Below are 20,504 nucleotides of genomic sequence, written 5' to 3' on the forward strand. Positions count from 1 at the left end.
GCCGCCCCGGCGGGATCGGAACCCCAGTTTCCTGTTCAATCATTTTCTGAAGAAGCGGAATCTCCCTGTGAGGTCTTCCGTCCAAGCGATTCCGAAGATTCGCAAAATCACCGGCGCAGGCGCGCAAAAAGCGCCTGCGTGCGACGCGGCGCGTCCGCCCGATAACCACATCCTAGAACGGAATGATTACCCATGTCTGAATTCGCCAATGAGGCCGGCATCTGGGCCGCCCGCATCACCGGCGCCGTGGCGGGCGCGGGTGTATCGCTCGTTTATCTCCTGCCGAAAAGCAGACGCGAGGCCGCGAGCCGTTTCATCACCGGCGTTTCCTGCGGCATGATCTTCGGCGGGCCTATCGGCCTGTGGATCGTGCAGCAGCTCGATATCGCCGGTGCGCTTTCGGGCCGGGAAATCATGGTGGCGGGTTCCGCCGCCGCCAGCATGGGCGCGTGGTGGGGGCTGGGCGTGCTGGTGCGCATCGCCGACCGTTACGGTGCGCGCCCGCGCGCCTGACATTTCCTTCACATCGCAGGAGTTTTCCATGCACGTTTATCGCGGGCCGCGTCCCGCCACGCGCAAATTCGCCAATCTGGAACTGCGCGGCATTACCAGCGATGGCACCTTTTCCGGTTATGCCAGCGTCTTCGGCGAGGTCGATCTCGGTCAGGATGTCATCGAGCGCGGCGCTTTCCGCCGCTCCATCGAGGAGCGGGGCGCAGCCGGCATCCGCATGCTCTACCAGCACGATCCGGCCGAGCCCATCGGCGCCTGGCGCACCATCCGCGAGGACGAGCGCGGCCTTTATGTCGAGGGCGTTCTCGCCCCCGGCGTCGCCCGCTCCCGCGAGGTGCATTCGCTGATGAAGACCGGGGCGCTGGACGGGCTGTCCATCGGATTCCGAACGGTGCGTTCCGGCAAGGCGGCGAGCCACGGCGTCCGACGCATCCTGGAAGCCGACCTCTGGGAAATCTCGGTCGTGACCTTCCCGATGCTGCCCTCGGCGCGCGTTTCCGACGTCAAGCATGCCCGCTTCTTCCGCGACCGCGAGACCGAGCTGGTGCGCACCATGCGCCGCGCCGCCCGCGCGCTGTTCGACACGACACCCAAACGCTGACTTCCGGACAATCACCAACAAGGAAACGACATGACAGACCAGATGACGAAACCGGCCCCGATGACCGTCGCGCCGCAGGTGAAGGCCGTGCCCGATACGGTGACGGCGGCCTTCGATGAGTTCATGGAGGCCTTCGAGGCCTTTCGCGAGACCAACGACCAGCGGCTTGCCGATATCGAGCGCAAGATGGGCGCGGATGTCGTGACCCGCGACAAGCTCGACCGCATCGACAGGGCGCTCGACGACAACCGCCGGATCATGGACGATCTGGCGCTCAAGAAAGCGCGTCCCGCGCTTGGCCGCAAGGATGCGCTTTCCCACGATGCCGAAGAGCACAAGGCCGCTTTCGAGGCCTATATCCGTCGCGGCGAGGAGGGCGCGTTGCGCGATCTGGAGGCCAAGGCCTTTGCCGGTTCGACCGGTGCCGATGGCGGTTTTCTGCTGCCGAACGAGACGGATGGCGAAATCGGCCGGCGCATGACGGCGATTTCGCCGATCCGTGCGCTGGCGACCGTCCGGCAGGTTTCCGCCGCCGTGCTGAAGAAACCCTTCTCGCCCGGCGGCATGACGACCGGCTGGGTTTCCGAAACGGCGGCGCGTCCGCAAACGGCAACGCCGCAGCTTGCCGAGCTTTCCTTCCCAACCATGGAGCTTTACGCCATGCCGGCGGCGACACAGGGCCTGCTGGATGATGCGGCAGTCGATATCGAAGCCTGGATCGCCTCCGAAGTGGATATCGCTTTCGCCGAACAGGAGGCCGCCGCCTTTATTGCCGGCGATGGCGCGAGTAAGCCCAAGGGTTTCCTCTCCTATGCGGCCGTCGCCAATGATGGCTGGAGCTGGGGCAATATCGGTTATGTCGCGACCGGCGTTTCGGCCGGTTTCGCCTCGGCCGGGCCGATGGATGTGCTGCTCGATGCCGTTTATGCGCTGAAGGCCGGCCACCGCCAGAACGGAACCTTCCTGATGAACCGCAAGACGCAAGGGGCGCTGCGCCGCTTCAAGGATACCAGCGGCGCCTATCTGTGGCATCCGCCCGCCGCCGCCGGCCAGCCGGCCTCGCTGATGGGCTTTCCGGTGACGGAGGCGGAGGACATGCCGAATGTGGCGGCCAACAGCTTCGCCATCGCCTTTGGCGATTTCCGCGCCGGCTATCTCGTCGTCGACCGTACCGGGGTGCGCATCCTGCGCGATCCCTATTCGGCCAAACCCTATGTGCTGTTCTACACCACCAAACGCGTGGGCGGCGGCGTGCAGAATTTCGAGGCGATCAAGCTGGTGAAATTCGGAGTGAATTGACCGCCCTTTCTTCTCCCGCCGGGGAGAATATGCCCGAAGGGGCAGATGAGGGGCAAGCTCTCCGAACACATCTACCCTTGCCCCCTCATCCCGCTGCCGCGGATTTCTCCCCCTCGGGGAGAAGAAACAAGCGGTACACGCTCGCTAGTGCGATTATCTTCCTTCCGGAGACCCCATGACCTATGCCCTCATTCATCCGCCGCAGGCGGAGCCGCTGACGCTTGCCGAGGTGAAGGCGCATCTGCGTCTCGACAGCGGCGATGAGGACGCGCTTCTTGCCGCGCTCATCCGCACCGCCCGCGAGCATCTGGAACGCACGACTGGACTTTGCCTCATCCGTCAGACCTGGCGGCTTTATCTCGACCGGTGGCCTGAGAACGGCGTGATTCCGATTGCCAGGACACCGGTGCAAGCCATCGAAACTATACTGGTTTTTGACGGTGAGGGGCGCTCGGCGGATATCACCGCCGGGGAAAAATTGCTCGATGGCGCGGCGCGGCCGGCAAGGCTGTGGCTGCGCGATCTTCCCGCTCCGGGACGGGCGATGAACGGCATCGAGATCGATTTCATTGCCGGCTATGGCGAAGCGGGAACGGATGTGCCCGACACGCTGAAACGCGCCATGCTGGTGCATGTGGCGCAGATGTTTGCCTTTCGCGGCGCGGTTGCCCCGGAAAACCAGCCCGCCGCTATTCCCGCCGGCTACGAGCGGCTGGTGGCGCCTTTCTGCCGTCTGGGGCTTTGAGACATGAACCTTGTTTTTCTCGATCCCGGCAAGTTGACGGCGCGGCTGGAACTGGAGGTGCGGACCGAAACGCCGGACGGGCAGGGCGGTGCTGCCGAAAGCTGGAATTTCCTGCGGTCGCTCTGGGCTGCGATCGAACCCGTTTCGGAGGCGTCGCATGAACGGGCCTCGGCCGAGGGCGTGACGATCACCCACCGCGTCTGGCTGGCTTACCGCGGCGACATCGCCGCCGGCCTGCGCTTTCGCAGGGGCCGCCGCATTCTGGCGATCCGGGCGGTGATGGACCCGGATGAGACCCGCCGCTTCATTGTCTGCCGCTGCGAGGAGGAAAGCCGATGAGCGCCGCAAACCTGCTTCTGCAGGCAATTTTCGCAAGGCTCGGCAGCGATGCGGCACTGACAGCGCTCATCCCCGGCGGCATCGTCGACCGGCTTCTGCCGCGCGTGGCTCTGCCATGCATCGTTATCGACGATCTCGAAAGCCGGGACTATTCGACGGCGACGGAAAAGGCCGAGGAGCATTTCCTGTCGCTGCAGATATGGAGCGACGCCAATGGCCGCAGGGGTGCCGGCGAAATCGTCGACCGGGTGAAGATCCTGCTCGATGATGCCGCACTGCCGATTGCCGGCGTCTCTCTCGTCAATCTGCATCTTCTTTCCAGCCGTTCGCGGCGCGAGGCGAAGACACGGAATTTCATCGCGGAAATGCGCTTCAGGGCGGTGACGGAGTAGCGCCGTTTCAGGAACCGTGCCTGCGTACGGTTTTCCACAGAACGATCAGCAGCAGAAACGAAATGCCGATCAGCACGGAGGCGATGGTGAGCATGGCGGATACGCCGCCGCGATCGAGCGCCAGGGTGAAGACGACCGGCGCCACGGCAATGGCGAGGTTCTGCGGCAGGGAGATGCGCGCGGCCTGAAGCCCATATTCTTCCGGGGAAAATACCGCGAGCGGCAACACGGCCCGGCTGACGGTGAGCACGCCGGCGCCGAAGCCGAAGAAAACGATGAAGCCGATGAAGGCAGGCATGGCCGGGGCAAAAAAGAGCAACAGCAGCAGGGAGAAGAGCAGCAGACAGAAGCCGATCATGGCGGTGAGGAAGGGATTTCCGTGCTTCCCGAGCAGGAAATCCAGCCCGCGCGCCGTAATCGCAAGGACGCTGCGTGCGGATGCCAGTTGCACCGCAAGCGATTGCGTCGCGCCGGCCTGAACCAGAAGCAGCGGCAGGAGCGGTGACAGGCCGAAGGTCGTGAACGCGCTGATCGTCGTCATGGCGGCCAGCAGCACGAAGGCGCGCCGCGTATCGACCGGTGAGGGCGACATCGCCGTTGCTTCTTTCGGCTTTGCCTCTTTTCGGGCCGGCCGGCCGGGAAGCACGAAAAGATAGAGCGGCAGCAGGATGAAGATTTGCAGACAGGCATAGGCGGCAAGCGTGCCGCGCCAGCCGAGATGCTGATCGGCAATGGTGGTGACCGGCAGGAAAACCGCCGCCGAAAGCCCGGTGAACAGCATCAGCAGCGTCAGCAGCCGGCCGCTTTCCGCGCCCACGCGTTCCACCACGGCCGCATGGGCCGCCGTCGTCAGGCCGCAGGTGGCGGCAAAACCCATCACGGCCCAGCCGAAGAGATAGCTCACCGCCCCGCCCGCAAAGGCGAGCACGGCAAAGCCGGCCGCGAAGAACACCGAACCGGCCGCCAGCACTGGCGCCGCGCCGTGGCGCACCAGCATTCTTCCAAGCAGCGGGCCGCACAGGGCGCTGATGGTCATCATGATCGTGAGGCCGGCGAAAACCACGCCGTTGGTAATGGCCAGTTCCCTGCCGATCCGTGGCCCGAGGACGGCCAGCATATCGAAACCGCTACCCCAGCTGACGATCTGCCCGACCGCAAGCACGCCGATAAGGCGCGCGCGAGACGTCAGGGGGGCAGCGTCGGACATGGTGAGATCGCGGGGTGCGAGGTGCAGGAACGCTTTTGGTAGCAGGCCCGTCGCGACCCCGCAACATCAATCGAGACGAAAGGAAACAACATGGTGGCGCAGAAGGGCAAGGACCTGCTGCTGAAGATCGACAATGCCGGTTCCTACGCAACCGTTGCGGGGCTGAGGACAAAGCGGCTGGCCTTCAATGCGCAGGCGGTCGATGTGACGGACGCCGAAAGCGCGGGGCGCTGGCGGGAGCTTCTTGCCGGCGCCGGCGTGCAGCGGGCATCGCTCACGGCCTCTGGCATCTTCAAGGATCAGGCAAGCGATGCGCTGGTGCGCGGCGCATTTTTTGCGGGCAGCATTCCCGGCTGGCAGATTGTCATTCCCGGTTTCGGCATCGTTACCGGACCGTTCCAGATCGTGGCGCTTGAATATTCCGGCCGTCACGATGGCGAGGTGCAATTCGAGATCGCGCTGGAATCGGCCGGTCTTCTCACATTCGGAGCGCTGTGATGGCTGAGCGTTTGCGTTACGGGCGGGCGAACCGCCATCGCGGCGAGATCGAGGCGCTGATCGACGGCGAAAGGCGCATTCTCTGCCTGACGCTCGGGGCTCTCGCCGAACTCGAAACCGCCTTTGCAGCCGAAGATCTTACCGCGCTCGCCGAACGTTTCGCGAGCGGCCGCATGAAGGCGGTCGACATGGTAAGGGTGATCGGCGCGGGCCTGCGCGGCGCGGGCAATGTCTTTTCCGATGAGGATGTGGCCGCCGCCACGGTGGAAGGCGGCATTGCCGGCCATGCCGCCATCGTCGCCGATCTTCTGACCGCCACCTTCGGCGGCCTGAAAGGCGAGACGCCGCCGGACCCTTGAGCGCCGCAGCAGGCGAAACGACGCCGCGCCCGTTCCCCTGGGAGGCGGTGATCCATGCCGGCTTCTGCCTGCTGCGGCTCTCCTCCGAAACCTTCTGGCGGCTGACCCCGCGGGAATTCTTCGCGATGACGGGCGGCAACGCCGCTCCCCGCGGCCCGGATCGTCAGGCGATGGAAGCGATGATGCGGCGGTTTCCGGACAGATAACGGCGTCAGGGCATTTTTCGCGGACGGCCGCCCTTGGCACCGTTCGCGCGACTGGCTGCCGTCTTGGCAGGAGAGCGGGATTGCCCGCCCTTGCGCTGCGCGTCCATGAACGCGCGGCTGCCGAAAATACCGTTCATCAGGCCGCTGATCGTATAGTCGACATCGAGCGTTTCCCAATGCAGACCCGTCTCGCCGAGCAGTTCGACATCCGCAAGCTGTTCGGCGGTCGCGTCCTGCAAACCTTCGAGCGCCCGCGCGGGAAACATGAAGCAGGCGCCGTTGGCGAAATCGACGATGACACGGGCCGAGGCCGTTTCGAAACGTACGGAAACCGGAATGGGGCGCTCGGCGCGCTCTTTTTGCCAGCGTTCCTTGGCGGCGGCAAGTTCGGCATCGCTGACCTCAACCATGATATCGTCTCCAGGTTTCCATAAACAGCTTCCGGTTTTCCTCGATGACGGCGACGGCGCGCCGCACATCCCGGTCCGACATGCCGCCCTGTGTGAGAACGACGAGGCTGACGATGTCGATACGGGCTTCACCCTCTCCATAGACATGGGCATGCGGCGGCTCGTGATCGGCCGTGTAGATGACAAAACGCATGCCATGCTGGCGGAGAACCGTGACCATGAGAACCATAACCCAAGAAGTTGGGTTTTAAAAGAGTGTGGGTTGGAGCAGCAGTTTTTGAGAGCTGTTTCAGCACCATGCATTCCCCAGTTGAATCAGAAAGGCAAGCGCGATGGCGGGCGAAGGATCGATGGCGGAGAACCGGGAAGAGGCGGAGGCGCTGTCCGAGGTGATGGGCGATCTCGAACGCCGGTCCGAGCGGTTCGGAACGGCCCTGACCTCGGCCCTGCAGGCGGCGACGGCGGGCGGCAAAGGGCTGGACGATGTATTGCGCGGGTTGGGGCAGCGGCTGTCCGGCATCGCACTCTCGGCCGGTCTGAAACCGCTGGAGGGCATGATCGGCAATGCCGTCAGCGGGCTGTTGAACGGCAGCGGTTCGTTGTTCGCTTTTGCCGATGGCGGTGTGCCGGGACACAGCATCACGCCCTTTGCCGATGGCGGCGTCGTTTCCAGCCCCGCCTTTTTTCCAATGGGCGGCGGGCTTGGTCTGATGGGCGAGGCGGGGGCGGAAGCGATCCTGCCGCTGAAGCGCGGTTCGGATGGCGCTCTCGGCGTTGCCGCGCCTTCCGGCGGAGGCGGGGCGCAGATCGTTTTTAACGTGACGGCGACGGATGCTGCGAGCTTTCGGAAAAGCGAAGGCCAGATCGCCGCCATGCTGGCGCGCAGCGTCGGGCGCGGCCAGCGCGGATTGTGACGCACGCGCGTCCTCCCACGGTTCAAGACCATCGAAAAGAATCCAGGAACAACGACATGGCGGCATTTCATGAAGTGCGGTTTCCGCTGCGGCTCGCACTCGGGGTGAGCGGCGGGCCGGTGAGGCGGACGGACATCGTCAACCTGTCCAATGGCCGCGAAAGCCGCAACCAGCGCTGGAGGAACGCCAGACGCGGCTATGACGCCGGATCCGGCATCCGCTCCGTCGCCGATCTTTATGAGGTGCTCGCCTTTTTCGAGGCGCGGCGCGGCGAGCTTTACGGCTTTCGTTTTCGCGACCCGGTGGATTTCAAATCCTGCCCGCCGGGGGAGACGCCCGCCGCGACCGATCAGAGGATCGGCACCGGCGACGGGATGACGGCCCGTTTTCAGTTGCTGAAAACCTATGCCGATGCGGGCGGCTCCTTCGTGCGGCGGATAGAAAAACCGGCCGAAGGCTCGGTCATGGTCTCGGTCGAGGGGGTGAAGGTCGAAGCGGCTGATGTGGCGGTCGATCATGTAACCGGCATGATCGTGTTCCGTGCCGGGCGGGTGCCGCCCGCCGGCGCCGCGATCCGCGCCGGTTTCGAATTCGACGTGCCGGTCCGCTTCGGGATCGACCGTATCGACGTGAACCTGACCGCTTTCGAGGCGGGCCGTATTCCCTCCATTCCACTGATGGAAATCCTGCCATGAAAACCATTCCCGCTGCCTTTGCCGAGCATCTCGGGCAAGATGCGACGACGACATGCCATTGCTGGAAGGTGACACTGAAGGACGGCGCGGTGATCGGTTTTACCGATCATGACGAGGCGATATCGTTTGCCGGCACCTCCTACCTTGCCGCCAGCGGTTTCGCTGCCAGCGATAACGACGGCGAAACGGGGCTGGGCGCAGGCGCCGGGGAGGTGGCCGGCGGTTTTTCAAGCGAGGCGATTGCGGAAGGCGATCTGGCCGCCGGGCGTTTCGATGGCGCGAGGGTGGAGCTTTTCCTCGTCAACTGGCAGGCGTCTGACCAGCATGTGCTGCTGAACATGCGCGAAATTGGCGAGGTAACGCGGGCCGGCGGGGCGTTTCGCGCCGAGCTGCGCAGTCTTGCCCATCGCCTCGGCCAGCCGCAGGGCAGGGTCTATGGGCGGCGCTGCGACGCCGCCCTTGGCGACAGGCGTTGCAGTGTCGATCTGGCGCGCTTTACCGGGCATGGCCGCGTGGCGGCGGTGGACGCCTCGGGCGGCCTGCTCGTCTCCGGGCTCGATGCCTTTGCCGATGGTTTTTTCAGCCGGGGAAAGCTGCGTTTTCTGACCGGCCCGCTCGCCGGCAAGGGGTTTTATCTCGACGGGCAGGAGCGGCGTGACGGCGGGGTGCTTTTGTCCTTCTGGTTGCTGCCGGAACAGACGCCTTTGCCGGGAGATAGGTTCTCCGTCACCGCCGGCTGCGACAAGAGTTTTTCCACCTGCCGGGCAAAATTCGCCAATCATCTGAATTTCCGGGGCTTTCCGCATCTGCCGGGGGCGGATTTCGCCTATTCCTATGCGGCGGGCGGCGAGAGCCATGACGGCGGGGCGCTGTTTTCATGAGCGATCCCGGCGAAAGAGTGCTGGCGCTCGCCGAAGGCTGGATCGGCACGCCCTATCGGCATCAGGCCTCGTTGAAGGGTGTCGGCTGCGATTGCCTCGGCCTCATTCGCGGCATCTGGCGGGACCTTTACGGCCACGAACCGGAATTGCCGCCGCCCTATGCGCCCGATTGGGCCGAACGCGGCGGCGAGGACCGGCTGATGGCGGCGGCAAAACGCCATTTTCCGGCGGTGTCGGGCCTGGAAGAGGCAAGGTCGGGAGACCTGCTGCTGTTCCGCTGGCGGGCCGATGCGGCGGCCAAGCATCTGGGCATTCTCGCCGGTCCGCAGCATTTCATCCATGCCTATGAACAGGCGGCGGTGGTGCGTTCGGCGCTGGTGCCGGGCTGGCGGCGGCGCATCGCCGGCGTTTTCCGTTTTCCCGGTCCCTGAATTTTTCGAGGCAAGCATGGCGACAATCGTTTTTCAGGCGGCAGGCGCGGCACTCGGCGGCATTTTCGGTCCTTTGGGCGCGGTGATCGGCCGGGCGGCCGGGGCGCTGGCGGGCAATGCCATCGACCGCACGCTGCTCTCGAACGGGCGGACGGTAACGGGCGCGCGGCTCTCCACGGCGCGCATTCCGGGGGCGGATGAGGGAGCGGCGATCAACCGGCTTTACGGCGCAGCACGGATCGGCGGCACGCTGATCTGGGCGACGCGTTTCGAAGAAAGCGTGGAGGTGGAGCGGCGCGGCGGCAAGGGCAATCGCGGCCCGAAAGTGGAGACATTTCGGTATTTCGCAAGCTTTGCCATCGGCCTGTGTGAAGGCGAGGCGGCAAGGGTGCGGCGCGTCTGGGCCGATGGGCGGGAACTGGACCTGAGTGCCGTGGAGATGCGCTTTTATCCCGGCAGCGAGACGCAATTGCCCGACCCGCTGATCGAGGCGAAGCAGGGGGCGGGCAATGCGCCGGCCTTTCGCGGACTGGCCTATGTGGTGTTCGAACGCCTGCCGCTCGACGGTTTCGGCAACCGCATTCCGCTCATGCAGTTCGAGGTGGTGCGGCCGGTCGGCCGGCTGGAAAAATCCATCCGCGCCATCACCGTCATTCCGGGCGCCACCGAGCACGGTTACGCCACTGCGCAGGTTTGCGAAAGGACGGGGATCGGCCAAAGCCGCATCATGAACCGCAACGGCCTGACCGCCGCGACCGACTGGGCTGCTGCGATCGACGAGTTGCTGGATCTGTGCCCCAATCTTGAGAGCGTGGCGCTGGTGGTGAGCTGGTTCGGCACGGATATGCGGGTGGGGGAATGCCGCATTCTGCCGGGCGTGGAAGTGGCCGGCCGAGACGGGGAAACCACGCCATGGTCCGTCGCCGGCCTGTCGCGCGATGAGGCGCATCCCGTCAGCCATCATGGCGGCGGCCCGGCCTATGGCGGCACGCCGAACGACGAAAGCGTGTTGCAGGCGATCGCCGATCTCAGGGCGCGCGGCCTTCGGGTGTGCCTTTACCCCTTCGTGATGATGGATGTTCCGATCGGCAATGGTCTGCCGGACCCCTATGGCAAAAGCGAGCAGGACGCCTATGCCTGGCGTGGGCGCATCACCTGCTTTCCCGCACCCGGCAGGGCCGGCTCTGCGGATCGCAGCGCGGGTGCACGGGCGCAGGTTTCCGCCTTCTGCAACCGCGATGAAGGCTATCGCCGTATGGTGCTGCATTATGCGGCGCTGGCGGCCCGGGCGGCCCAGGCGGGGGGAGTGGATGCCTTCCTGATCGGCTCGGAGCTGCGCGGGTTGACAGCGCTTAGGGACGAGAACGATGCCTTTCCCTTTGTCGGGGAATTGCTGCGGCTGGCGGGCGATGTGCGGGCGATATTGGGGCCGACGGTGAAGCTGACCTATGCGGCGGACTGGAGCGAATATTTCGGCCACCAGCCGGCGGACGGCTCGGGCGACGTGTTGTTCCATCTCGATCCGCTCTGGGCGAGCCCGAATATCGACGCCGTCGGCATCGACAATTACATGCCGCTTTCCGACTGGCGCGACGAGGATGTCGCAAACGGCAATCCGGACGGCATGACCGGCCCGGACGATGCCGAAGGTTTCCGCCGCGCCATTACGGCGGGCGAAGGCTTTGACTGGTATTATGCCAGCGATGCGGACCGGACGGCGCGGCGGCGCACGCCGATTACCGACGGGATGCGAGGCAAGCCATGGGTGTTCCGTTACAAGGACTTGCGCAACTGGTGGGGAAACCTCCATTTCGACCGGGTGCGGGGAACAGAGAAAACCACGCCGACGGCGTGGGCGCCGCGCTCGAAGCCCATCTGGTTCACCGAACTCGGCTGCCCGGCGGTGGACAAGAGCGCGACGCGCCCGAATGTCTTTCCCGATCCAAAATCGGCGGAAAACGCCTTTCCCTATTTTTCCCGCCGCAACCGCGCCGACAGCCAGCAGCGACGGTTTCTGGAGGCGCATCTCGACCATTGGGAAAAGGGCGATGCGGCGATGGTCGATGCAAACCGGGTCTATCTGTGGACCTGGGATGCGCGGCCTTTTCCGGCCTTTCCGCAGAATGGCGCGGCATGGAGCGATGGCGGCAACTGGCGCACGGGCCACTGGTTGAATGGCCGGCTGGGAACGGCCACACTTGCCGATACCATCGCCGCCATCCTCACCGATCACGGCTTTTCCGACTTCGATGTTTCCGCGGTCAGTGGCGATCTGGGAGGTTATGTGCAGGGCGACGTGACCTCGGCCCGCAACCTGCTGGAGCCGCTGATGGCGGCGTTTCAGGTGGATGTGGCGGAAGATGGCGGAACACTGCGTTTCCGCTCCCGCAATACGGCGGTCTTGCCGGTGCGGGATATTGCCGTGCTGGCCGATCTGGAGGACGAGCCGCTCTGGTCGGAAAATCGCGGCCATGACAGCGATTTCGCTGCCGAAGCCGTGCTGACCTCTTTCAACCCGGCGCTGGATTACGAGCAGGCAAGCGCAAGGTCCCGCCGAATCGACAATGCCGGTAGTCGGGTGGTGCGGCTCGATCTTAACGCTGCCCTGCCTGCGGAAACGGCGGAAGCCGCTGTCGAGGCGCTGTTGCGCGACAATCGGCAGGCGCGGCGCAGCCTGCGCTTTGCTCTGCCGCCTTGCGATATCGCGCTTGAACCGGGTGATTGTATCCGTTTGCCGGAAGGGGCTTTCCCGCAGGCGCCGGCAGGGCGGTTTCTGGTTAGCCGGATCGAGGACGGCGCAGTGCGGCAGGTGGAGGCGCGGGCCTTTTCTGCTGCCTTTCCGGTCTTTGCCGGCGGTGCGGAGGAACGGCGCAGCAGCGGCGCAAGCGGAGCCGAAGGTTTCGCGCCCGAAGTGCTGTTTCTCGATCTGCCCTACCATGACGGCACCGCGCCGGAGGATTCGGCGCGGATTGCGGCGCTTGCAAAGCCCTGGCGGCCAATCATCATTTCCGCGTCGCCGGGCAGGGAAGGTTACCGGCAACGCGTGCTGCTGGACCGGCCGGCGATGATCGGCGCGCTGGCAATGCCGCTGACATCGGGCCCTTCCGGCCGCTTCGACCGGAAAAACACCGTTGTCGTCGATCTGCCCTTCGGCGAGGTATCGTCGGCCGGGGAGCTTTCGGTACTGAACGGCGAGAACCGTCTCGCCATCAAGGCGGCGAACGGCGTGTGGGAAATCGTCGCCTTCGCAAAGGCCGAGGAAATCGCCCCCGCACGCTGGCGGCTCTCCTCTCTTCTGCGGGGGCTCGCCGGCACGGAAGACGCGCTCGCCGCAGGCGCGCCGAAAGGTGCGCCGGTGGTGGTTCTGGATGTGGCGGTGCAGCCGCTCGGTCTTGCCGCGAGCGAGCGCGGGCGTCGCCTGAACTGGATTGCGGAAGCCGCCGGAATGGCGGGCGCGCCGAGCCGTCCTTTTGCCTTCGAGGGCGGCCTGCGGGCGCTGACACCGCTCGCGCCGGCGCATCTTGCCGCCGAGCGGCGCGGCGACGGCGTTTTCATCAGGTGGAAACGCCGGGGCCGGGTGGAGGCCGACGGCTGGGATGCGAGCGACATCCCGCTGGACGAGCCCTTCGAGCTTTATCGCATCGAGGTGCTGGACGGCGAGACCGTGCGGCGCATGGCGGAGGTTTCGCAACCCTTCTGGTTTTACCCCGCCGCAGACGAACTCACAGATTTCCCGGCATTGCGGGATCACATTTCCGTGCGTGTCCGAATGCTCGGCCGCGCGGTGCCCCCGGGCGTGGTGGCGCAGGCCACCCTCCCGATCTGACATGTGCCTGTAAAACAACGCAAAGGATGAGACTATGGACAGCACCAAAGCATGGTATCAATCGCGCACGATCTGGGGCGCCCTGGTCGCGGTTTTCGCACCGCTTTTCAGCATCGCCGGCCTTGATCTGCCCGCCGGTCTGCAAGGAGAACTTGCGGACGGGCTGGTGACGGTTGCGGGCGGAATCGGCGGTCTGGTCGCACTTTACGGCCGCCTTTCCGCGACCAGCGCCATTCGCTGACAGCGCCCGCGACCACGCCGTTCCCGCCTTGCGCCCATGCGGCGGGGGCGGCATTCATTTGCCATTCAGACGCTTTGCGCTACATATTCGGTCACAATACGGTTCGAGACGCACCCGGTTTTTTGGAAGTTTGTAGAATGGCATCACCTCTCATCATCGCGACGCTTGCAGCCGGGCTTTCCGGTTTCACGGCGCCCGAGGCTGATCTGCAGGGCCATTACATTCTGGCGGCGAGCGATTGCGGCGCAGCCGTCGCCCGCGTCGTGCGCGAAACCGGCGGTCAGCTGCTTTCGGTCTATCCTTCCGGTGACGGTCAGTCCTGTGTCGTCACCGTTCTCGTCCAGGGCAATGGCGAACGCCCGCGCAAGGTGACGATGCGCGTGCCGATGTAGCTTGCCCGCATCGCCGAAATATCGGAAAACAATCCGACACATTTAGCATGACCGGCGGCGCGCCTGCGGGCCGGGATACAGGAAAGGGCGGACAATGCGTATTCTCGTTGTTGAGGACGATGCCAATCTCAATCGTCAGCTGACCGATGCGCTGAAAGAAGCCGGTTATGTCGTCGATCAGGCATTCGACGGCGAGGAAGGCCATTATCTCGGCGATACCGAGCCCTATGACGCCATCGTCCTCGATATCGGCCTGCCGCAGCTCGACGGCATCACCGTCGTTGAAAAATGGCGTGCGGCCGGCAAGGCCATGCCGGTGCTCATCCTCACCGCGCGCGACCGCTGGAGCGACAAGGTCGCCGGCATCGACGCCGGCGCCGACGATTACGTCACCAAGCCCTTCCATGTGGAAGAAGTGCTTGCCCGCGTGCGCGCGCTTATCCGCCGCGCCGCCGGCCACGCCTCTTCCGAACTCGTCTGCGGCCCGGTCCGGCTCGACACCAAGTCTTCCAAGGCCACCGTCAACGGCACGACGCTGAAGCTTACCTCGCATGAGTTCCGGCTCCTGTCCTATCTCATGCACCACATGGGTGAGGTCGTCTCGCGCACGGAGCTGGTCGAACACATGTACGATCAGGATTTCGACCGCGATTCAAACACCATCGAGGTGTTTGTCGGCCGTCTGCGTAAGAAGCTCGGTGTTGATCTGATCGAGACGATCCGCGGTCTCGGTTACCGGATGCAAGCGCCGGCAGATGCGAAGTAATTCCCTCACCGCCCGCGTTCTGCTGCTCGCCTCGCTCTGGTCGGTGCTGGCGCTGGTGGTGATCGCCGTCGTGATCTCGACGCTTTACCGGCAGGGGGTGGAGCGCAGCTTCACCGATCTTCTGAGGGCGCAGCTTTATAACGTCATCAATTCCGTGACGATTTCCAACGAGAACACGCTGGCCGGCAGCCCGCAGCTCGGCGATCTGCGCTTTTCGCAGCCCGATACCGGCTGGTACTGGGTTGTCGAGCCGCTCGGCAATTTCCAGACCGCGCCGCTGGTGTCATCGTCGCTCGGCGTCTCCACTTTGCCGGTGCCGAGCATTCTCGATGCGCCCTTCGACAACCGCTATGAGCGCTTTTATGCCGTCACCGACGAGGCCGGCAATCAGGTGCGCGTGGCGGAAACGGAAGTCGTTCTGGATGGCGAGGGACGCGCCGCGCGTTTCCGTGTCTCCGGCAATCTGAACGTCGTGGAAGACGATGTGCGCGATTTCTCCAACAGCCTTTATCTGGCGCTCGCCGTTTTCGGTGTCGGCAGTCTGGTCGTCAACGGCCTTGCCATTCTCTACAGTCTGCGGCCGCTCGATCAGGCACGTGTGGCGCTCGGCAAGATCAGGGGCGGGGAGGCGGAAAGCCTCGAAGGCGAATTCCCGCGTGAAATCCAGCCGCTCGCCAATGAGGTCAATGCGCTGATCGACAGCAATCGCCGGCTGGTGGAGCGCGCCCGCATGCAGGTCGGCAATCTCGCGCATTCGCTGAAGACGCCGATCGCCGTTCTTCTGAACGAGGCCCGCACGCTGGAGCCGCAGCATGGCGATCTGGTACGGGCGCAGGCGGACGCCATGCAGGCGCAGGTGCAATCCTATCTCTCCCGCGCCCGCATCGCCGCCCAGCGCGGCTCGATCCTTGCCCGCGTGGAAGCGGAACCGGCGCTGGAACGGCTGGTGCGGGTGATGCGCCGCCTGAACCCCGACAAGCAGTTCGTGCTGAATTTCGAGCAGCCCGGCGCGGTACTCGGCATGGAGCAGCAGGATCTGGAAGAGGTCGTCGGCAATCTTCTCGAAAATGCCGCGCGTTTTGCGCAGACGCGTGTGGTCATCACGCTTGCGACCGGCACGCACCCATCCTCCGATGCGGAAATCGCCCGTCGCTCCTGGGTGGAGCTGACGGTGGAGGACGACGGGCCGGGGCTTGAGCCGGAACAGATCAGCGAAGCGATGAAGCGCGGGCGGCGGCTGGACGAGAGCCGGCCGGGCACGGGCCTCGGCCTGTCGATCGTTTCCGAGGTGGTGTCAGAGTACCATGGCCGCTTTTCGCTGTCGCGCAGCGCCATTGGCGGCCTGAAAGCCGATCTGATTTTGCCGGGCCTTTCGAAAGAGCTTGCGTGAGGCAAGAAAAAAGGCAAGAAATTCAATGGCGATATATTAGGTGCAATGCGGTAGGAAAGAGGACAGGGTTTGGTTGACGTGTATGATGGCTGCCGCTCCGTGACAATGCGCTCGCTGGTGTCACGCCCGGCACTTCTCTCGATCCTGTGCGTATCGATGCTGAGCGCCTGCACCACCACGGGCACCCGCCCGACGGGCGGCGGCCTGTTCGGCCGCTCTGCGCAGCCTTCGACGCCGTTCCTTGCCAATCTGGAAGGCGGCATTGTCGGGAGAAGCGGCGTGCAGCTCGACAGGGGTGATCAGACCAAGGCGCTGGAAGCCGAATACAAGGCCCTGGAAACGGCCCCCGTCGGCACGCCCGTGTCGTGGACAGGCGATGACGCCAAGGGGCAGGTGGTCGCCAATGCGCCCTATCAGGTCGGCAACCAGAATTGCCGGCAATATTCGCACACCCTGACGGTCGACGGACGCGAAACCAGGGCGCGTGGTGCGGCTTGCCGCAATGCCGATGGAAGCTGGTCGCCGCTGACGTAACCAGTTTGACGTAAATCAAGGACACGGGCCTTTTGCGATGACAAGAAAAGGCATGGCGGTGCAGCCGGGAGATGGCCTGCGGTGCGGCGTGATGTCTCAAATTCACGTCATCCCCGCGCTTCATGTTTCCATGTGCCGCGCATTCGAGTAATTGAGCCTTATGTTCTGGATTGTCGTTGCGATATTGACGGCGGCTGTCGCCATCGTCCTGATGTACCCGCTGATGCGGAAGACCGAGGCGCCGCAGACGCGCCGCGACGGTGAGGTCGCCGTTTATCGCGATCAGCTCGCCGAACTCGACCGCGAACGCGCCGCCGGCCTGATCGGCGACACGGAGGCGGATTATGCCCGCGCCGAAATCGGCCGCCGGCTTCTCGCCGCCGCCGAAGCGGAAGAGCAATCCGGCAAAGAACCCCGGCCGCGCCGGCACAATCTCGCCGCCAGCCTCATTACCATTCTGCTGCCCGCGCTCGGTCTCTGTCTTTACATCTGGAACGGCAGTCCGGAGGTGCCGGACATGCCGCTCGAGGCGCGTCTTGAAAAGCCCGGCAACGACATGAACCTGCTGGTCGCCCGGGCGGAACGGCATCTGGCGCAGAACCCGGAGGACGGCGCCGGCTGGGATATCCTCGCGCCGATCTATTTCAAGACATTGCGGCTTGGCGATGCCGAGCTTGCCTATCGCAATGCGCTTCGTATTCTGGGACCGAGCCCGGAACGGCTGACGGGCCTTGGCGAAACGCTGGTGGCCGGCAATGACGGCATCGTCATCGAGGCCGCGCGGGATGCGTTTGCGCAGGCCGAAGAGCTGAAGCCCGGCAATCCGCGCGCCCGCTTCTATCTGGCGCTGTCGCTGGAACAGGCCGGCAAGGCCGAGGAAGCGCGCGCCGCCTTCACCGCGCTGGCGGCCGATGCGCCGGCCGGTGCGCCGTGGCTGCCGCTGGTGCGCGAACATATAGCCCGGACCGGCGGCGCGGCGACCCCTGCCGCACCCGGCCCGACCGCTGAGGACATGGCTGCGGCAAAAGATATGACGGCGACCGACCGGCAGGCGATGATCGAGGGCATGGTGGCGAGCCTCGACGCCAAGCTGAAGGAAAACCCGGCCGATTTTGAAGGGTGGATGCGTCTCGTTCGCGCCTATTCCGTGCTGAAGAACGAAGCCAAGGCCGGAGAAGCGCTGCGGGCGGGGCTGAAGGCCTTCCCGCCGGAGGGCGAGCAGGGCAGGCAGCTTCTGGCGCTGGCGAAGGAACTGGGCGTTTCGGCCGGACCGATCCGCATGAACGGGCAGCAGGATGCCGCGCCGCAGGGAGTGACGCAATGACCCGCAAACAGAAACGCCTAGTGATCATCGGCGGCGGCATGAGCTTCATCGTTGCAGCCGTGCTGCTGGTCATGTTCGCCTTCGGCCAGTCCATCGCCTATTTCTACATGCCGGCCGATCTGGAAAAGACGCCCGTCAACCCCGGCACCCGCATCCGCCTCGGCGGGCTGGTAGCGGAAGGCTCGATCAAGCGCGGCGAGGGCCGCACGGTGAGCTTCACGGTGACCGACGGTGAAGCGAACGTGCCGGTCAGCTATACCGGCATCCTGCCCGATCTTTTCCGCGAAGGGCAGGGCGTGGTGACCGAAGGCATGTTCGATGCCGCGACCCACGGTTTCGTGGCCGACAGCGTTCTGGCCAAGCACGACGAAAACTACATGCCGAAGGAAGTGGCCGACCGGCTGAAGGACAAGGGCCTGTGGCAGCATGCCGGAGACGGCGAGGAACCAGCCGCCGCAACGCCAGCGGCCAGCGCACCTTCTTCCGACAAGACCGGAGCAACCAGATGATCAACGAGATCGGCCATTATGTTCTGGTTCTGGCGCTCGGTGTGGGGCTGATCGTCTCGACGCTGCCGGTCATCGGCGCGCGCCGCAACGACCGGGCGCTGATGGATGTCGCCTCGCTCGGCTCGGTCCTGATGTTCCTGCTGGTCGCCTTCTCCTTCGCGGCGCTGACGCGGGCTTATGCCGTCTCGGATTTTTCCGTGCGCAACGTCTGGGAAAACTCGCATTCGCTGATGCCGATGATCTACAAGCTGACCGGCGTTTGGGGCAACCACGAAGGCTCCATGCTGCTGTGGCTGCTCATCCTGGTGTTTTTCAGCGCGCTTGTCGCAGCCTTCGGCCGTAACCTGCCGGAAACGCTCAAAGCCAATGTGCTTGCGGTGCAGGCATGGATTTCGGTCGCCTTCCTGCTGTTCATCCTGCTCACCTCCAACCCGTTCCTGCGGCTGGAGCCGGTGCCGGCCGAGGGGCAGGACCTCAATCCCATTCTTCAGGATTTCGGCCTCGCCATCCATCCGCCGCTGCTCTATCTCGGTTATGTCGGCTTTTCCGTCTGCTTCTCCTTTGCCGTTGCGGCGCTGCTGGAAGGACGCATCGACGCCGCCTGGGCGCGCTGGGTGCGGCCGTGGACGCTCGCCGCATGGACCTTCCTGACCGCCGGCATCTCCATGGGCTCCTACTGGGCCTATTACGAACTCGGCTGGGGCGGCTGGTGGTTCTGGGACCCGGTGGAAAACGCTTCCTTCATGCCGTGGCTTGCCGGAACGGCGCTGCTGCATTCGGCGCTCGTCATGGAAAAGCGCGAGGCGCTGAAGATCTGGACCGTGCTTCTGGCGATCATGACCTTTTCGCTGTCGCTGCTCGGCACCTTCCTCGTCCGCTCCGGCGTGCTGACCTCGGTCCACGCCTTCGCCACCGATCCGAGCCGCGGCATCTTCATTCTCGGCATTCTGACCGTCTTCATCGGCGGCGCCTTCGCGCTTTTCGCATGGCGTGCACCTTCCCTGAAGGCCGGTGGTCTGTTTGCGCCGATCTCGCGCGAAGGGTCGCTGGTTCTCAACAACCTCATCCTGACGGTATCGACCGCGACCGTGCTGATCGGCACGCTCTATCCGCTCATTCTGGAAACGCTGACGGGCGAAAAAATTTCGGTCGGTGCGCCTTTCTTCAATCTTACGTTCGGCCTGCTGATGATCCCGATCCTGATCGTCACGCCTTTCGGGCCGATGCTCGCCTGGAAGCGCGGCGATCTTCTCGGAGCCTTCCAGCGGCTTTATGTGGCGGCAGCGCTTGCGGCCCTTGCCGGGCTGACGCTCTGGTACATTGAAAATGGCGGTCCGGTGCTGGCCGCACTCGGCATCGCCGCCGGTTTCTGGCTGATCTTCGGCGCTTTCGCCGATCTCTGGTATCGCGCCAATTTCGGCAAGCTCGCCTTCGGTATCGCGTTTCGCCGCCTGAAGGGCCTGCCGCGTTCGGCCTTCGGCACGGCGCTGGCGCATATGGGGCTCGGCATCACCGTGCTCGGCATCGTCATCGTCACCACTTTCGAGACCGAGACGGTCCTGGAAATGAAAGAGGGCATGGCGGCGGAAGCGGGCGGTTACAGCCTGACCTTCGATGGCGTCCGCCACGCCGTCGGCCCGAATTTCACCGAGGATCGCGGCCATTTCACCGTGCGCAAGGCGGGGGTGGAGGTGGCCGATGTCTGGTCGTCCAAGCGGCTCTATACCGCACGCCGGATGCCGACGACGGAAGCCGGCATCCTGACCTTCGGCCTCAGCCAGCTTTATGTCTCGCTGGGTGACCCCATGGCCGATGGCGGCATGGTGGTGCGCATCTGGTGGAAACCCTTCATCCTGTGCATCTGGGGCGGCACGCTGTTCATGATGGCGGGCGGTTTCATCTCGCTCTCGGACAGGCGTTTGCGGGTCGGAGCGCCGAATCGCAAGGCGAAGCCGGTGCGGGCTGCAATGCCGGAGGCGGCGGAATGAGTGTGGTCTTGCTCCCCTCATTCCTGTGCTTGTCACAGGAATCC

The 20,504-nt window shown here is 64.7% G+C and carries 25 protein-coding genes; 22 read left to right on the forward strand and 3 right to left on the reverse strand.

What is annotated here, in order from left to right:
• The first annotated feature begins 192 nt into the window (after nucleotides 1–192).
• The 6 genes from EM858_RS24065 to EM858_RS24090 all read left to right on the forward strand — a co-directional run bounded on the left by EM858_RS24065 (nucleotide 193) and on the right by EM858_RS24090 (nucleotide 3,889).
• The gene (locus EM858_RS24065; protein WP_003521211.1) at nucleotides 193–513 is read left to right on the forward strand and encodes a DUF6107 family protein; all 321 of its coding nucleotides are present in this window, start codon (nucleotides 193–195) and stop codon (nucleotides 511–513) included.
• Between the two features lie 28 nt (nucleotides 514–541).
• Entirely contained in the window at nucleotides 542–1,114 is a 573-nt protein-coding gene (locus tag EM858_RS24070; protein WP_065654190.1) for an HK97 family phage prohead protease, read from the forward strand.
• Nucleotides 1,115–1,144: 30 nt separating this feature from the next.
• A complete protein-coding gene (locus EM858_RS24075) occupies nucleotides 1,145–2,413 on the forward strand; it encodes a phage major capsid protein (RefSeq protein ID WP_127758213.1) in 1,269 nt (422 codons plus the stop codon).
• Nucleotides 2,414–2,588: 175 nt separating this feature from the next.
• Entirely contained in the window at nucleotides 2,589–3,158 is a 570-nt protein-coding gene (locus EM858_RS24080) for a head-tail connector protein (RefSeq protein ID WP_127758214.1), read from the forward strand.
• A 3-nt stretch (nucleotides 3,159–3,161) separates the two neighbouring features.
• Nucleotides 3,162–3,497, forward strand: a complete 336-nt coding sequence (locus tag EM858_RS24085; RefSeq protein ID WP_127758215.1) for a phage head closure protein — start codon at nucleotides 3,162–3,164, stop codon at nucleotides 3,495–3,497.
• Nucleotides 3,494–3,889: a DUF3168 domain-containing protein gene (locus EM858_RS24090; protein WP_127758216.1), complete on the forward strand. Its 396-nt coding sequence runs from the start codon at nucleotides 3,494–3,496 to the stop codon at nucleotides 3,887–3,889. The genes EM858_RS24085 and EM858_RS24090 overlap by 4 nt, the downstream gene beginning before the upstream one ends.
• A gap of 7 nt (nucleotides 3,890–3,896) precedes the next feature.
• Here EM858_RS24090 and EM858_RS24095 read toward each other — a convergent pair whose 3' ends face one another.
• The gene (locus EM858_RS24095; protein ID WP_164865549.1) at nucleotides 3,897–5,096 is read right to left on the reverse strand and encodes an MFS transporter; all 1,200 of its coding nucleotides are present in this window, start codon (nucleotides 5,094–5,096) and stop codon (nucleotides 3,897–3,899) included.
• A 90-nt stretch (nucleotides 5,097–5,186) separates the two neighbouring features.
• Between EM858_RS24095 and EM858_RS24100 the strand changes: the two genes are divergently transcribed.
• The 3 genes from EM858_RS24100 to EM858_RS24110 are packed head-to-tail and all read left to right on the forward strand — an operon-like array spanning nucleotide 5,187 to nucleotide 6,159.
• Nucleotides 5,187–5,594 (forward strand): phage major tail protein, TP901-1 family, encoded by a 408-nt coding sequence (locus tag EM858_RS24100; protein ID WP_003521219.1) that lies wholly within the window; start codon nucleotides 5,187–5,189, stop codon nucleotides 5,592–5,594.
• Nucleotides 5,594–5,953, forward strand: coding sequence for a gene transfer agent family protein (locus tag EM858_RS24105; protein ID WP_127758217.1), 360 nt, complete (start codon nucleotides 5,594–5,596; stop codon nucleotides 5,951–5,953). Before EM858_RS24100 ends, EM858_RS24105 begins: the two co-directional genes overlap by 1 nt.
• Nucleotides 5,950–6,159: a rcc01693 family protein gene (locus EM858_RS24110; RefSeq protein ID WP_127758218.1), complete on the forward strand. Its 210-nt coding sequence runs from the start codon at nucleotides 5,950–5,952 to the stop codon at nucleotides 6,157–6,159. The genes EM858_RS24105 and EM858_RS24110 overlap by 4 nt, the downstream gene beginning before the upstream one ends.
• Nucleotides 6,160–6,164: 5 nt before the next feature.
• Here EM858_RS24110 and EM858_RS24115 read toward each other — a convergent pair whose 3' ends face one another.
• Together EM858_RS24115 and EM858_RS24120 are read right to left on the reverse strand one after the other, a co-directional pair.
• Nucleotides 6,165–6,569 (reverse strand): DUF2442 domain-containing protein, encoded by a 405-nt coding sequence (locus EM858_RS24115; protein ID WP_127758219.1) that lies wholly within the window; start codon nucleotides 6,567–6,569, stop codon nucleotides 6,165–6,167.
• Nucleotides 6,562–6,789 carry a DUF4160 domain-containing protein gene (locus EM858_RS24120; RefSeq protein ID WP_031233366.1) on the reverse strand — a complete coding sequence of 76 codons (228 nt, stop codon included), beginning with the start codon at nucleotides 6,787–6,789 and terminating at the stop codon, nucleotides 6,562–6,564. Before EM858_RS24120 ends, EM858_RS24115 begins: the two co-directional genes overlap by 8 nt.
• A gap of 112 nt (nucleotides 6,790–6,901) precedes the next feature.
• Between EM858_RS24120 and EM858_RS24125 the strand changes: the two genes are divergently transcribed.
• The 13 genes from EM858_RS24125 (at nucleotide 6,902) to EM858_RS24185 (ending at nucleotide 20,460) form a co-directional block, all read left to right on the forward strand.
• Entirely contained in the window at nucleotides 6,902–7,483 is a 582-nt protein-coding gene (locus EM858_RS24125) for a phage tail tape measure protein (protein WP_127758220.1), read from the forward strand.
• Nucleotides 7,484–7,539: 56 nt separating this feature from the next.
• Nucleotides 7,540–8,178: a TIGR02217 family protein gene (locus EM858_RS24130; RefSeq protein WP_127758221.1), complete on the forward strand. Its 639-nt coding sequence runs from the start codon at nucleotides 7,540–7,542 to the stop codon at nucleotides 8,176–8,178.
• A complete protein-coding gene (locus tag EM858_RS24135) occupies nucleotides 8,175–9,059 on the forward strand; it encodes a DUF2163 domain-containing protein (protein ID WP_127758222.1) in 885 nt (294 codons plus the stop codon). Before EM858_RS24130 ends, EM858_RS24135 begins: the two co-directional genes overlap by 4 nt.
• Complete coding sequence (locus EM858_RS24140; protein WP_127758223.1) at nucleotides 9,056–9,490, forward strand: NlpC/P60 family protein; 435 nt, start codon at nucleotides 9,056–9,058, stop codon at nucleotides 9,488–9,490. Before EM858_RS24135 ends, EM858_RS24140 begins: the two co-directional genes overlap by 4 nt.
• A 16-nt stretch (nucleotides 9,491–9,506) precedes the next feature.
• Nucleotides 9,507–13,316 (forward strand): glycoside hydrolase/phage tail family protein, encoded by a 3,810-nt coding sequence (locus EM858_RS24145; protein ID WP_127758224.1) that lies wholly within the window; start codon nucleotides 9,507–9,509, stop codon nucleotides 13,314–13,316.
• Between the two features lie 34 nt (nucleotides 13,317–13,350).
• Complete coding sequence (locus EM858_RS24150; protein WP_035262738.1) at nucleotides 13,351–13,557, forward strand: hypothetical protein; 207 nt, start codon at nucleotides 13,351–13,353, stop codon at nucleotides 13,555–13,557.
• A gap of 137 nt (nucleotides 13,558–13,694) precedes the next feature.
• Nucleotides 13,695–13,949, forward strand: coding sequence for a hypothetical protein (locus EM858_RS24155; protein ID WP_003497070.1), 255 nt, complete (start codon nucleotides 13,695–13,697; stop codon nucleotides 13,947–13,949).
• Between the two features lie 94 nt (nucleotides 13,950–14,043).
• On the forward strand, nucleotides 14,044–14,715 hold the full coding sequence (locus EM858_RS24160; RefSeq protein ID WP_003509815.1) for a response regulator transcription factor: 672 nt from the start codon (nucleotides 14,044–14,046) through the stop codon (nucleotides 14,713–14,715).
• Nucleotides 14,705–16,105 carry a HAMP domain-containing sensor histidine kinase gene (locus EM858_RS24165; RefSeq protein WP_003521230.1) on the forward strand — a complete coding sequence of 467 codons (1,401 nt, stop codon included), beginning with the start codon at nucleotides 14,705–14,707 and terminating at the stop codon, nucleotides 16,103–16,105. The genes EM858_RS24160 and EM858_RS24165 overlap by 11 nt, the downstream gene beginning before the upstream one ends.
• A 105-nt stretch (nucleotides 16,106–16,210) precedes the next feature.
• Complete coding sequence (locus tag EM858_RS24170; protein WP_127758231.1) at nucleotides 16,211–16,639, forward strand: hypothetical protein; 429 nt, start codon at nucleotides 16,211–16,213, stop codon at nucleotides 16,637–16,639.
• A 160-nt stretch (nucleotides 16,640–16,799) separates the two neighbouring features.
• On the forward strand, nucleotides 16,800–17,963 hold the full coding sequence (gene ccmI / locus EM858_RS24175; RefSeq protein WP_164865550.1) for a c-type cytochrome biogenesis protein CcmI: 1,164 nt from the start codon (nucleotides 16,800–16,802) through the stop codon (nucleotides 17,961–17,963).
• Entirely contained in the window at nucleotides 17,960–18,472 is a 513-nt protein-coding gene (gene ccmE, locus EM858_RS24180) for a cytochrome c maturation protein CcmE (protein WP_080817359.1), read from the forward strand. The genes ccmI and ccmE overlap by 4 nt, the downstream gene beginning before the upstream one ends.
• The gene (locus EM858_RS24185; RefSeq protein WP_020808641.1) at nucleotides 18,469–20,460 is read left to right on the forward strand and encodes a heme lyase CcmF/NrfE family subunit; all 1,992 of its coding nucleotides are present in this window, start codon (nucleotides 18,469–18,471) and stop codon (nucleotides 20,458–20,460) included. The genes ccmE and EM858_RS24185 overlap by 4 nt, the downstream gene beginning before the upstream one ends.
• Nucleotides 20,461–20,504 lie beyond the last annotated feature (44 nt).

The organism is Agrobacterium sp. CNPSo 2736 (genome assembly GCF_004005385.1).
Taxonomy (GTDB): Bacteria; Pseudomonadota; Alphaproteobacteria; order Rhizobiales; family Rhizobiaceae; genus Agrobacterium; species Agrobacterium leguminum.